Genomic DNA, 13,453 nt, shown 5'->3' with positions numbered 1-13,453 from the left:
GGTAAGAGCTATGGGAGTATTGAGAGATTTATTGCGAGATGGTAAATTTAGATTAGGTTTTATAATTATATGTATTATCCTTTTCTTGGCTATACTTTCTTTCTTTTCTCCTTATGATCCCACAAGGTGGAATTTAGTTCCAAGGGATTTACCTCCTTCTCTCCAACATATTTTAGGAACTAATTCCCAGGGACAAGATGTTTTTTGGCAACTAACTTTTGCGGTAAGAAATTCCTTGACTATAGCTATAGTAGCAGCATTTTTCTCAAGAATCATAGCTATAATTGTGGGACTTGTAGCTGGATATAGAGGCGGTGGTATAGATAGGTTTCTTATGGGAATAAACGATAGTTTTCTTGTTCTTCCCTTGCTTCCTATCTTAATATTGATTTCCTCTTTAATAAAAGGAAGATTAAGTTTTATAGGGTTAGGATTAATTTTAAGCTTCTTTGGTTGGAGTTGGGATGCAAGAGTTATAAGATCACAAATATTAAGTCTGAGGGAAAGAGACTTTAGTTATACTGCTCTTCTTTCCGGATCTAAAACATTAAGTCTTGTTTTTAAAGAATATTTTCCTTTTGTCATACCTATTGTTTTCTCAACTTTAATAAACAATATGTCTTGGGCTATTGGCATGGAGATGACTCTTGCTATTCTTGGTTTGACTAACTTGGAGATACCTACCTTAGGTACTATGCTTCAATGGGCATTGAGTTATCAAGCACTACTTTTGGGACTTTGGTGGTGGCTGTTTACTCCTGTTGTAACGTCAGTATTTCTTTTTGTAAGTTTATATTTACTTTCAGTTAGTATAAGTGAGTATCTTGATCCTCGTACAAGAATACAAAGAATAAGAGTCATAAAGGAGTGATGAAATGGAAATTCTAAAAGCAGAAAACTTAAGAGCGTATTATTTATTGGATATAGGTGGAGAGTTAAAATCTGTAAGAGCAGTGGATGGCGTAGATATTACTATAAAGGAAAATGAAATATATGGGATTGCAGGAGAATCAGGCTGTGGGAAGAGTACCTTGATAAAAACCTTGTATGGGATGGTTGAACCACCATTAAATGTTATAGAGGGAAGAGTATATTATAAAATAAATGGAGAGTTAAAGGATATATTCTCCCTTAATGGAGAACTTGGTAAGATAAGATGGAAATATATCTCTTATATACCTCAAGGATCTATGAGTGTATTAAATCCAGTCGCAAGAATAATTGATTCTTTCTGGGATTTTATAGGATCTCATGAGGACATTTCAGATAGGGTTAGATGGAAAAAACATATAGAAGATTATCTCACCCTTTTGGGTTTGCCCACAAAGATATTGGATGCTTATCCTCATCAACTTTCTGGAGGTATGAGGCAAAGAGTGACAATAGCTCTTGCTACAGTATTAACACCTAAGATAATAGTTGCGGATGAACCCTCTACAGCTCTTGATGTGGTTGCTCAAAGAGCTGTGATTCAGTTATTAAAGGATATACAGAAAAACTTAAAAAATACCATAATACTTGTTACTCATGACATGGGTGTGCATGCAAGTATATCTGATAGAATAGCCATTATGTATGCGGGGAAAATCGTAGAGGAAGCACCAACAGAGGTTATATTTGAGAGTCCTAAACATCCATATACAAAATATCTCATAGGAGCCTTGCCCAAAATAGGTGACAAGTCCTATAAAATTAGTGCGCCAGGTGCCCCGCCCTCCCTCTTAAATCCACCTAAAGGATGTAGATTTCATCCAAGGTGTAGTTATGCTACGGAAGAGTGTAGAGAGTTTGTTCCTAGGCTTGTTGATATAGATACAAATCATAGAGTTGCTTGCTTCTTATATTCAAAGGAGAGGGAATAGTTATGAAACAAGAAATACTTTTGAGGGTTGAGAATTTAAATAAGGTGTTCACTATTGGAAGTATTTTTTCAAGGGTAAGAATTAGAGCTGTAAACAATGTAAATTTTGAGATAGGAAATTCCGAGATATTCACATTAGCTGGTGAAAGTGGAAGCGGAAAAACAACTGTAGCAAAGATAATACTTGGATTTTTAGAACCTACCAGTGGGAAGATATTATACAAAGGTAAAGATATCTCAGAATTACAAAAAGATAGGGCAAAAGATCTTTTAAGAAAAGAAGTGCAAGCGGTATTCCAAAACCCTTTTGAAACCTTCAATCCTTTGCGAAGAGTCAGTAATTATTTAATGGAAACAGTTAAAAATTTTGGTATAAGCGAAAGGCCTGAAGAAGTTATAGAATCTGCATTGAATCTTGTGGGATTAACGTGGAATGAGGTAAAAGATAAGTACCCCAGTGAATTTTCAGGAGGACAACTACAGAGGATCTCCATAGCAAGATCTTTGCTTACAAATCCAACTTTACTTGTTGCTGACGAGCCTGTATCCATGGTAGACGCATCGCTTAGAATGTCTATAGTAAATTTATTCAAAGATTTAAAAGAAAAGAGAGGAGTAAGTGTACTATATATAACTCATGATCTTGCTACCGCTTATTACGTAAGTGATAGAATAGCTATAATGTTCAGAGGAGAGATCGTAGAAATAGGTTCTGTAGAAAAAGTATTGATGGATCCAAAACATCCATATACAATGCTTCTTAAAGAGTCTATTCCAGAGCCAGATCCCAAGAAGAAGTGGACGAAAGATATAAAGATCCTTACTTTGGAAGAGGAAGAGTACCAGATGAAAGGCTGTAAATTTATAAGTAGATGTCCATATAGGATGGAAAAATGCAAAAATCCAGTGCCCGATGTGGAAGTAGATGATAGATTAGTAAAGTGTTATCTTTATACTTAGTTGATTCCTAGGTCCATGCCCTTTTTTTGTTGATATAATTTACTTAAAGGAATTTTAAGGAGGTGAAAGGGCATGGACTTTTTATTCGAAAAAGAGATTAGCGGTGTTAAATTGAAGGTTGTTAAGGGAGATATTACTCAAGAAGAGGTTGAAGCTATTGTGAATGCAGCAAATTCCTATTTAAAGCATGGAGGAGGAGTGGCAGGAGCTATTGTAAGAGCAGGAGGAGAAATAATCCAGAAAGAAAGTGATGAGTATGTTAAGAGATATGGACCATTACCTGTAGGTAGTGCTACCATAACTTCTGCTGGGAAATTAAAAGCTAAATATGTGATTCATACTGTAGGACCTCAATGGGGAGAGGGTGATGAAGAAAAAAAATTGGAAAGGGCTATTGAAAGTGTTCTTAACCTTGCTAAAGAGAAAAATATTAAATCTCTGAGTATTCCTGCAGTAAGTTGTGGGATTTTTGGATTCCCTCCTGAGCTTGGGACCAGAGTAATTGTTAATAAGGTAGTGGAATTTGTTAAAGAAAATCCTGGAGTCTTTAAAGAAATACACTTTATTGGAATAGGAGACGATATCCCCTCACTATTTGCAGAAGCTTTAAAATCTGTGTAAATTAGGAGGTTTAGAGTAATGAAGGCACCCTTATACTTTATATCCATGAGAGCTACAAATGAAAATGAGTCTTTAGTACGCAAGATAAAAAGACTTACAAAAAAGTTGCTTGAGGGAAGAATAGAAAAGGGAGCTCTTGTAGCAATTAAACTTACTTTTGGAGAGCCCGGCAATCATGCCTTTATAAGACCTGTCTTTGTACGACAAGCTGTAGAAGCAGTGAGAGAACTTGGAGGTAAACCCTTTTTAACTGATGCTAATACTTTATATAAAGGTGGACGTGCAAATGCTGTGGATCATTTGGAGTCTGCTATCTATAATGGTTTTGGATATTCATCAGTTGGTGCCCCATTGATCATAGCTGATGGTATAAATGGAGATTATTATAAAGAAGTTGAAGTTAATTTGAAACATTTTAAAAAAATTAAAGTAGCAGGAGCTATATATGATGCTGATTTTCTTTTAGTGTTAACCCATGTTAAGGGACATATGTCAGCAGGATTAGGGGGAGCTATTAAGAATGTGGGAATGGGATGTGCTCCCAGATCTGGAAAGCAAATGCAACATGCTCAATTTAAGCCAAACCCTAATCCCAATCTATGTATAGGTTGTAGAAGGTGTGTTGATCATTGTCCTACGGGAGCTTTAGAGATGGTGGATAAAAAATCGAAGTTAACAAGGCCTGAGCTTTGTATAGGTTGTGGAGAATGTGCAGTGGTGTGTCCTACTTCTGCAATAAAGATTTTATGGAACGAATCTGCTATTGGTCTGCAAGAAAAGATGGTTGAGTTTACTTACGGCATATTGAAACAAAAGGAACCTAAATATGCTTTTATCAATTTTGTCATGGATGTTTCTCCTGATTGCGATTGTGCAGGGTGGCATGATGCAAATTTAGTACCTGATGTGGGAATTTTAGGTGGCTGGGATATTGTGGCTATAGATCAGGCCTCTTCTGATCTTATAAATAAGCAAATCGGGTTGAGAGACACTGCTTTAAAATCTGGATTTAATCCTGGAGAGGACAAATTAAGGGCGGTGCATCCTGATATAGACTGGAGTTGGCAAATAAAATATGCCGAAGAAATAGGACTCGGAACAAAGGAGTATGAACTTATTAAGTTCTAAGGGAGAGCTTTTGAGCTCTCCCTTTTTAAAAATTACCTACAGGAACTGCAACTTCCTCCAGAACAAGAGGAACACGATGGTCCTGAAGAAAGTCCTTGAGTTGCAAATAGGGATAACAATTTTATAATCTTCTTACTGCCACATTTGGGACATGTGATTTCTTCTTCTCCCATTACTAATTTTTCAAATTTCTCTCCACAGTTTTCACACCTATATTCATAGATAGGCATGGTGTTTCACCTCTGAAAGATTTTGAATAATCTTCTTAATGGGTTTTCTGTAGTCTTTTGTTTTTCTGTAAGAATTCCTTCAGGAATATCAAGATTATACTTCCTTAAGGTCTTTATTATATCAATCCTTAAGTTCTCTTTCTCTTCAAGGGTAGCATCTTCTTTAAATTTTTCAAAAAGAAGTTCAAGGGCTGATTCTGGTTGTATTCTAAATTCTGTTGCAACTCCATTTTCAAAATGGATAAGTTCTGGGAAGAAAGGAGAAGAGTTTAGTTCTTTTAATTTTTGCATTAATTTATCTCTATTTTGATAACTGTTTTTGAGATTTTGTAAGATTTCATTGAAAGCGAATAAGTATATCTGGTGTTGTGATTCGTATTTTTTGATATAGTCCAAGCCTACGTCGAGATCATTGAGCCTTGATAGAAAATCAAGTATCAGATTTTTTCTTATTATATCTCCATGTTGAGGAAGAATAAGTTCAGGAAGGGGAGTTAACCTACCTATCTTATCAATGGCAAGTTTTAAAGCTTCCTTAGAGGGCATATATATCTCGTGGAATAATTTTATGCCTTCCCATGAATCTTCGTTAGCATATATTCCATTTACTTCTCTACTTGATAAACCTCCTAATAAGTCTCCTGAGAAAAGCGCTTTTCTCTCGGGAATATATAGCATCCATGCTCCTCTAAAGTGGCAAAAAGGTGTATGTATAAATTCTAACGTATCATCGGTTTTTAAAATCACTCTTCTATTGGGGAAATACTCTATAGGTTGAAATCTTTCTCTGTTTAATCCATAAAATCTTACAAGTCGCCATGTATCTTCAGAAGTGATGAGGATAGTATTTTTGCTCATATCCATAAGGGGTGCCACCGAGGATGACACATCAGGATCCTGGTGATTCAGAAATATGATATCTATATTTTCTACCCCTCCTATAAGGTCTTTTAAACTTAGGACTAAATCTTTAAAAAATTCCTGAGGGATGGGATCTACTAAAATGTTTATCTTTTCTTCTTTGTTTTTTAAAGTAATAAGATAACTATTTGAGGTAAAAGGATAGTCAGGAGTTTGAATTGCTGTTATATATTCATCTATTTTTGTCACTTTCAAAGGCATATTTTTATCACCTCTACATCTTTTTTGTTATTATTTTACTACTTTTTTAATAAAGTGTATAGAATTATTTTTTTTGTTTTTCTAACTAACATATTAAGGCTTTAAGATAATTTCTTTCAAAAACATTTGTATAAACGATTTTTATCCTTTATAATATTTAACGAATACTTTGAGAGATGGGGGGATAATAATGCTTAAAAAGAGATTCTCTCTTCTATTTTTGATTACATTCCTACTAATCCTCTCTATAACCATTGGTTCTGAAGATCTTACTTTATATTTTAGTTTTGAAAATGGTTCAGAAGAGGGATTCCTGGGGACCAGTGAGAGGGTAAAACTAAGTATTGTAGAAGATGTAGTCTTAGATGGGAAATATGCATTAAAGGTACATAATAGACTCTCTTCTTGGGACGGATGTAGGGTAAGCTTGACTTATAATTTATTACCTGAGATGAATTATTTAGTAAGTGCTTTTGTATACCATACTTCTGATAAACCTCAGCCTTTTCAAATTGTTGCTCGTATTAAAGATATTGTAGGTGAAAGATTTGAACTTATTGGGGAAACCATAGCAATGCCTAAGGTATGGAAGGAGATAAAAGGAAATTTTAAGTTTAATTATTCTGTTTATTTAGAGGCATTAGATTTAATGATTGTATCTCCTAATGAATCTGGATTTGATTTTTATGTGGATAAGATACAAGTATTGGGTCCTAATAAAGTTTCTTCCCCAGGATCTGTGGTTAACTCAACTTTTGAAAGTGGTACTGTGGAAAATTGGGAAGCAAGAGGAGATGGGGTAAAAATCTTAGTTAGGGATAATGTAGCCAAAACTGGAAAGTACTCTCTTTTTGTAACGGGAAGAACAAGAAGTTGGCATGGTGCTCAAATAAATCTTTCAAAAATTTTAGAAACGGGAAAGAGCTATGATATATCAGTTTGGGTGTATCAAAGTTCTGGTGAAACTCAAAAAATAACTCTTACAATGCAGAGGAAATTTGACATAGATGAGAAAACAAGATATGAAACCATAGTCTGGCAAAAGAGTATTCCAGATAAGACTTGGGTTGAGCTTTCAGGATCCTACAATGTTCCACTCAATGTAAAGATTGAAGAGTTAATACTTTATGTGGAATCTCCTAATACCAATTTAGAATTCTATGTGGATGATGTTAAGGTAACCGATAGGACCTTAGTTTTGGGTCAACCAGAATGGGAAATCCCATCCTTAGCTGAGATGTTCAAAGGGTATTTTAAAATTGGAGTTGCTATTCCTTTTAAAGTTTTGATAAATCCTGTTGAGGCTAAAATGGTGGTTAAACATTTTAATAGCATTACTTCGGAAAACGAAATGAAGCCAGAATCTCTTCAACCAAGGGAAGGAGAGTTTGATTTTAGTAAAGCAGATGCTTATGTAAAGTTTGCCGAAGAAAATGGTTTGGTAGTGAGAGGACACACTCTTGTATGGCATAGTCAGACTCCTAATTGGTTCTTCGTAGATAAAGACGGAAAACCTGCTTCTAAGGAATTACTCTTAAAGAGATTGGAAAATCATATTAAAACAGTGGTGGGAAGATACAAGGGAAGGGTTTATGCTTGGGATGTGGTAAATGAAGCTATAGATGAAGCTCAACCTGATGGTTTTAGAAGAAGTAAGTGGTTTGAAATATTAGGTCCCGAATATATAGAGAAAGCCTTCATATGGGCTCATGAAGCAGATCCAAATGCAAAGCTTTTCTATAATGATTATAATACTGAGATTCCTGCTAAGAGGGAATTTATATATAAACTCGTGAAATCTCTTAAAGAAAAAGGTGTTCCGATTCATGGGGTTGGATTACAATGTCACATAAATATCTCTTGGCCAGAGATTGAGGAGATAGAAAATACCATAAAACTGTTTAGTACTATTCCAGGAATAGAAATTCATATTACAGAGCTTGATATGAGTGTCTATACCCAGGCTGGAGAAGAGTATAAAACTCTGCCAAGAGATGTGGCTGTAAGACAAGGGTATAGGTATAGAAAGTTATTCGATATGCTTAAAAAATATAAAAACGTAGTGACTAATGTAACCTTTTGGGGATTAAAAGACGATTATTCTTGGTTAAATCAGAGGGGAAGATTCAATTATCCTCTATTGTTTGATAAAGATTATCAGGCAAAATTGGCTTATTGGGCTTTGGTGTCTCCTAATGTTTTGCCTCCTCTTATTCAAAGTGCTAAGATGGCAAGTGGACAGGCTGTGGTGGATGGGATAGAAGATAAAAGCTATAAATCTGCTATACCAGTAATTATAAATGATGGAGAAAGAGATGTAGCTGTGGTTAAACCTATATGGTATATGAGTAAGATATTTGTTTTTGCAGAGGTATTTGATGGAAGAAAAGATGATACAGATTGTTTAACTGTGTTTGTGGACCAAAACAATGCAAAATCCCCATATCTTCAAAGTGATGATGTATATTTTAAGTTCTATAGAAATGGAAAAATAGAAAGTAATTTTGCTCCCATGTTAAAGAATTATACGATAAGAGAAAAAGAAACAGGATATACAATTGAATGCGAAATCCAGATATATGCTATTCCAATAGGAAAAGGGAGTAAAATAGGAATGGACTTTTCAATGATAGATGGAGAAAAGGTTGTAAGTTGGAGTGATCACTCTAATCAGCAGTTGTTAAGCACTATAAGGTATGGTACCTTAGAACTTGAAGAAGCAGTTAAGTTGGCCCAAGCTAAGAAAGGAAGCCCTGTAGTTGATGCCCTTATGGATGACCTCTATAAGAGTGTTGATCCCATAGAAACAGAAACTGCAGTAATGGGTAAAATAGAGAAAGTAAAGGGCAAAGCTTGGATATTGTGGGATGAGGATCATATATATTTATACGCAGAAGTAAGCGATGATGATCTTGATGATACAGCAACAAATCCGTGGGAACAGGATTCTTTTGAGATCTTTATAGATGAGAATAATGCAAAGACTGCAAGTTATCAGGCAGATGATGCCCAATATAGAGTTAATTTTAAGAATGTACAAACTTTTGGTACTGGAGCCAATGCTGAGTATATAAACTCTGCTACAAGGTTACTAAGGGATGGAGAAAAAGTTATAGGCTATGCTGTAGAAGTAGCAATAAAGATGAAAACAAAAAGACTTAAGGTGGGAGAAGTAATAGGATTTGATATACAGGTGAACAATGCTTCAAAGGGGATGAGGATAGGAATCTACACATGGAATGATCCAGTGGGAGATAATTGGAGAGATACAAGAAGGTTTGGAAATCTTGAATTGATACAGTAAGAAAAACCCCTGGGAAAAATATCCCAGGGGTTTTCACATTTTTGGCGTAAAGGAGGATCTTAAATATATGGCTGAAGTTAAACCTTATAATATGTGTTGGTTAGAGTATACAGATCTTAGTAAGTATAAAAACAAGTATATTAAAGTGTTTGAAAATGTTGTAGTCTTAGGAGGCAATGAATTAAATTTACCCTTGAAAGAATTAAAAAATTTTCTCACCTTCTCTTTAAATATTAAACCTAAAATTTTTAAAAATACTCTTGTAAAAGGCCGAAATTATGTGTTAATTGGGAGGTTAATAGAAATTAAGAAAATTTTCAAAGAGAGTGAAAGATTTGAAAAATTGTTAAATGATGAGGGTTTTATAATAAAGAGAATAGACATTGATGGAAACAAGGTTTTGATAATTACAGCAAAAAGCTATAATGGTATTGTTTATGGGATATTTAATTTGATTGAAAGGTTAAAACGGGGAGAAGATATAGAAAATATAGACATTGTAAGCAATCCCTCTCTAAGGTTTAGAATGTTAAATCATTGGGATAATTTAGATGGGAGTATAGAAAGAGGATATGCAGGGAAATCTATATTTTTTAGGGAGAATAAGATACTTATTAATGAAAGAACTAAGGATTATGCAAGATTGCTATCCTCTATAGGAGTTAATGGGGTAGTGATTAATAATGTAAATGTAAAGAAAAAGGAAGTAGAGCTTATAACACCTTCTTATTTAAAAAAAATAGGAGAGCTTTCTAAAATTTTTTCAGCTTATGGGATTAAAATTTACCTCTCTATAAACTTTGCCTCTCCCATATATCTTGGTGGTTTAAATACTGCTGATCCTCTTGATAAAAGGGTAGCAGTTTGGTGGAAGGCAAAAGTAGACGAAATATATGAGTATGTTCCAGATTTTGGAGGCTTTTTGGTAAAAGCAGATTCTGAGTTTAATCCAGGACCTCATATGTATGGCAGGACTCATGCTGATGGGGCTAATATGTTGGGAGAAGCCTTAGAGTCTTATGGAGGATTTGTAATATGGAGAGCTTTTGTTTACAATTGTTTACAAGATTGGAGAGATACTAATACGGATAGGGCAAAGGCTGCTTATGAGAACTTTAAGCCTCTTGATGGTAAATTTAGTGAAAATGTTATAGTGCAGATAAAATATGGTCCTATGGACTTTCAGGTTAGGGAGCCTGTTAATCCTCTCTTCGGAGGATTAGAACATACAAATCAGATATTGGAGCTACAAATAACTCAAGAGTATACAGGACAGCAAATACATTTATGTTATTTGGGTACTTTGTGGAAAGAAGTTCTTGATTTTGATACTTATGCAAAAGGGGAGGGATCTAAGGTAAAGGAGATATTAAAGGGAAATGTTTTTGATTTGAAAAATAACGGTATGGCGGGGGTATCTAATGTGGGGGATGATATCAATTGGACAGGACATGATTTGGCTCAGGCTAATTTATATACCTTTGGAGCTCTTAGCTGGAATCCTGATGAGAGGATAGAAGAAGTTGTAAAAAGATGGATAGAATTGACTTTCGGAGATAATGAGAAGGTAATTAAAAATATTTCTTATATGTTATTAAGCTCTCATAAGGCTTATGAGAAATATACTACTCCTTTAGGATTGGGATGGATGGTAAATCCAGGTCATCATTATGGACCTAACCCAGAAGGGTACGAATATTCTAAATGGGGTACTTATCATAGAGCAAATTACGAGGCGATAGGAGTGGATAGATCTTCAAGAGGTACAGGCTATACTCTTCAGTATCACTCTCCTTGGAGAGAAATTTACGATAATATAGAGACGTGTCCTGAAGAATTGTTATTGTTCTTTCATAGGGTACCTTACAATTACAAATTAAAGTCGGGAAAAACTCTAATTCAGACTTATTACGATTTGCATTTTGAAGGGGTAGAGGAGGCAGAGGAGATTAGAAAAAAATGGATTGAGTTAAAGGGCGAGATTGAGGATAAGATATATGAAAGGGTTTTAAATAGGTTGGATATACAGATAGAGCATGCGAAAGAATGGAGAGATGTTATAAATACGTATTTCTTTAGGAGAACGGGAATACCAGATGAAAAAGGTAGAAAAATATATCCTTAAAAGGAGGAGGAAAAAACATGAAAGATAAAGAGTGGCAGATTTTGTTGGATTGTGTAAATATGAAAGAACCTGAGGAGATTCCTATTGCTCTTATTGTGGATAGTCCTTGGATTCCTGGATATTTAGGAATTCCTCACATGCAATTTTATTTTATTCCTGATGTATGGCTTGAAGCCTACAAAGAGATCAAAAGGAGATTTCCTGAAGTTATTTTTATTCCCGATTTCTGGGTCGAGTTTGGAATGGCTCAAGAACCTTCTGCTTTTGGAGCTAAAATTGTCTTTAAGCCTAATGCTACTCCTAATATAGAACCTATATTAAGTTCTGCTGACGATCTTCCTACTTTTATTGCTAGGTTAAAAACTCCAAATCCTAAGACTGATGGATTTATGCCTATTGTTCTTGAGTACTATAAATATATTGAGCCTAAAGTAAAAGGGATGGGAGAAAAGATAAAAATCGTTGCTGCAAGAGGTCCTCTTGCTATTTCCTCTCATTTAATGGGAGTTACCGAGTTCTTAGTCTCGGTGAAGTTATATCCTGAGGAAGCAAAGAGACTTATTGAAATTGCAACAAATTTGGTAATTGATTTTCTTACTGCTCAAATAGAAGTCCTCCATGATGTGGAAGGTATCCTTGTACTTGATGATATTGTAGGCTTTTTCTCGGAGGAAGATTATCTTGAGTTTGCACATCCTTATCTTAAAAAGATATTTTCAAGCTTTGATTATCCAGTAAAGATTTATCATAATGATACTAATAACAATGTTTATTACAAATATTTACCAGAACTTGGTATCAACATATTTAACTTTACTCATCTCCAAAATATAAAAGATGTTTATAATTTAACCCAAGGAAAGATGTGCTTAATGGGAAATGTACCTCCCTTGGATGTTCTTGTTAATGGGAGCAAAGAGGATGTGAAAAGAGTTGTAGAAAAGATACTAATGGATTATGGAATGAAGAAGGGATTACTTCTTTCTGCTGGGGGTGGTGTATCTCCTGGAACCCCTGGCGAAAATATAAGAGCTATGATTGACACATCAAGAAGTTTTAAATTTTAGAGCCTTTGACATAATTTAATTAAAGTAATATAATATGCCTCGTATATAAAGATAAGAAAGCTTCCTGTTTTTTTTTAACGGGAAGCTTTTGTTTGATAAAAGGTGAGCCATGAATTTTAGTGAGTGGTTGTCAAATAAAATTTTGACTAAAAAAGAATATAGTAAAAAATATGCTGGATATTTGGAAGGTTGGGTAAGTATAGTAGGAAATCTTACTTTATTTTTATTTAAATACTTTGCTGGTCTTTCCTTAGGAAGCATTTCTCTAATTGCTGATGCTTTTCACTCTCTGTCGGACGTATTTACCTCAGTAGTTGTAATTCTTGGTTTTAAATTAGGAAGTAAACCAGCCGATAAAGAACATCCCTATGGGCATGGTAGGATAGAACAGATAGCTACTCTTATAATTGCACTTTTATTATTAATTGTTGCTTATGATCTCGTTAGATCTTCCTTTGAAAGATTGATGAATCCTCACAAGGTTGAATTTAACTTAGGAGTTTTTGTTTTATTGATAATTTCTGCTATTTTTAAAGAATGGATGGCAAGGTTTTCTATCTATTTAGGAAAGAGATTTGATGCTAGTCCTTTAATTGCTGATGCATGGCATCATAGAAGTGATGCTATTGCAACCCTTCTTGTGACAATAGGACTTTTGGGAAGTAAATTAGGTTTTTATAGGCTTGATAGTATTTTAGGAGTTCTTGTATCCTTATTAATTGCCTGGGTAGGAGTTGATCTTTTAAAAAGTGCTACTAGTTTTTTGATTGGTGAGGCGCCGAGTGGCGACCTTGTAAAAAAGATTGATGATATCATAGTGAATACCCCTGGGGTTTTAAATTATCATGACTTATCAGTACATGATTATCAGAACGAGAAGTATATTACTCTTCATATAGAGGTAGACAATAATTTAACTGTGAAAGAAGCTCATGATTTAGCTCTAAAAGTACAAGATGAGATTAAGTCAAAGATTGAAAACTCACAAGTTACGGTACATATAGATCCAAAAGGAGAAAGGGAGGATTAATTGTC

The 13,453-nt window shown here is 34.6% G+C and carries 11 protein-coding genes; 9 read left to right on the top strand and 2 right to left on the bottom strand.

From position 1 onward, the window contains the following. The first annotated feature begins 10 nt into the window (after positions 1-10). The 5 genes from DTUR_RS08895 to DTUR_RS08875 all read left to right on the top strand — a co-directional run bounded on the left by DTUR_RS08895 (position 11) and on the right by DTUR_RS08875 (position 4,570). Positions 11-871: an ABC transporter permease gene (locus DTUR_RS08895; protein ID WP_012584068.1), complete on the top strand. Its 861-nt coding sequence runs from the start codon at positions 11-13 to the stop codon at positions 869-871. Positions 872-875: 4 nt separating this feature from the next. Next, a complete protein-coding gene (locus DTUR_RS08890) occupies positions 876-1,862 on the top strand; it encodes an ABC transporter ATP-binding protein (protein ID WP_012584067.1) in 987 nt (328 codons plus the stop codon). A 2-nt stretch (positions 1,863-1,864) separates the two neighbouring features. Further along, the gene (locus tag DTUR_RS08885) at positions 1,865-2,821 is read left to right on the top strand and encodes an ABC transporter ATP-binding protein (RefSeq protein ID WP_012584066.1); all 957 of its coding nucleotides are present in this window, start codon (positions 1,865-1,867) and stop codon (positions 2,819-2,821) included. Between the two features lie 72 nt (positions 2,822-2,893). Beyond that, entirely contained in the window at positions 2,894-3,442 is a 549-nt protein-coding gene (locus tag DTUR_RS08880; protein WP_012584065.1) for a macro domain-containing protein, read from the top strand. A gap of 18 nt (positions 3,443-3,460) precedes the next feature. Next, positions 3,461-4,570 (top strand): DUF362 domain-containing protein, encoded by a 1,110-nt coding sequence (locus tag DTUR_RS08875; protein WP_012584064.1) that lies wholly within the window; start codon positions 3,461-3,463, stop codon positions 4,568-4,570. A 32-nt stretch (positions 4,571-4,602) separates the two neighbouring features. On the opposite strand, the gene DTUR_RS08870 is transcribed toward DTUR_RS08875, so the two are convergent. Both DTUR_RS08870 and DTUR_RS08865 read right to left on the bottom strand, forming a co-directional pair. After that, positions 4,603-4,800: an FmdB family zinc ribbon protein gene (locus tag DTUR_RS08870; RefSeq protein WP_164931033.1), complete on the bottom strand. Its 198-nt coding sequence runs from the start codon at positions 4,798-4,800 to the stop codon at positions 4,603-4,605. Positions 4,801-4,806: 6 nt separating this feature from the next. Continuing rightward, positions 4,807-5,922, bottom strand: coding sequence for an oxygen-binding di-iron domain-containing protein (locus DTUR_RS08865; protein ID WP_012584063.1), 1,116 nt, complete (start codon positions 5,920-5,922; stop codon positions 4,807-4,809). A 190-nt stretch (positions 5,923-6,112) separates the two neighbouring features. Between DTUR_RS08865 and DTUR_RS08860 the strand changes: the two genes are divergently transcribed. The 4 genes from DTUR_RS08860 (at position 6,113) to DTUR_RS08845 (ending at position 13,448) form a co-directional block, all read left to right on the top strand. Then, on the top strand, positions 6,113-9,226 hold the full coding sequence (locus tag DTUR_RS08860; RefSeq protein WP_012584062.1) for an endo-1,4-beta-xylanase: 3,114 nt from the start codon (positions 6,113-6,115) through the stop codon (positions 9,224-9,226). Between the two features lie 67 nt (positions 9,227-9,293). Next, on the top strand, positions 9,294-11,351 hold the full coding sequence (locus DTUR_RS08855) for an alpha-glucuronidase family glycosyl hydrolase (RefSeq protein ID WP_012584061.1): 2,058 nt from the start codon (positions 9,294-9,296) through the stop codon (positions 11,349-11,351). Between the two features lie 17 nt (positions 11,352-11,368). Beyond that, complete coding sequence (locus DTUR_RS08850) at positions 11,369-12,418, top strand: uroporphyrinogen decarboxylase family protein (protein WP_012584060.1); 1,050 nt, start codon at positions 11,369-11,371, stop codon at positions 12,416-12,418. 109 nt (positions 12,419-12,527) lie between these two features. Then, the gene (locus DTUR_RS08845) at positions 12,528-13,448 is read left to right on the top strand and encodes a cation diffusion facilitator family transporter (protein WP_012584059.1); all 921 of its coding nucleotides are present in this window, start codon (positions 12,528-12,530) and stop codon (positions 13,446-13,448) included. Positions 13,449-13,453: the final 5 nt, after the last annotated feature.

This window comes from Dictyoglomus turgidum DSM 6724 (assembly GCF_000021645.1).
GTDB lineage: Bacteria > Dictyoglomota > Dictyoglomia > Dictyoglomales > Dictyoglomaceae > Dictyoglomus > Dictyoglomus turgidum.
The sequence above is the reverse complement of the archived record's forward strand: the minus strand, read 5'-3'. Positions and strand labels throughout refer to the sequence as shown.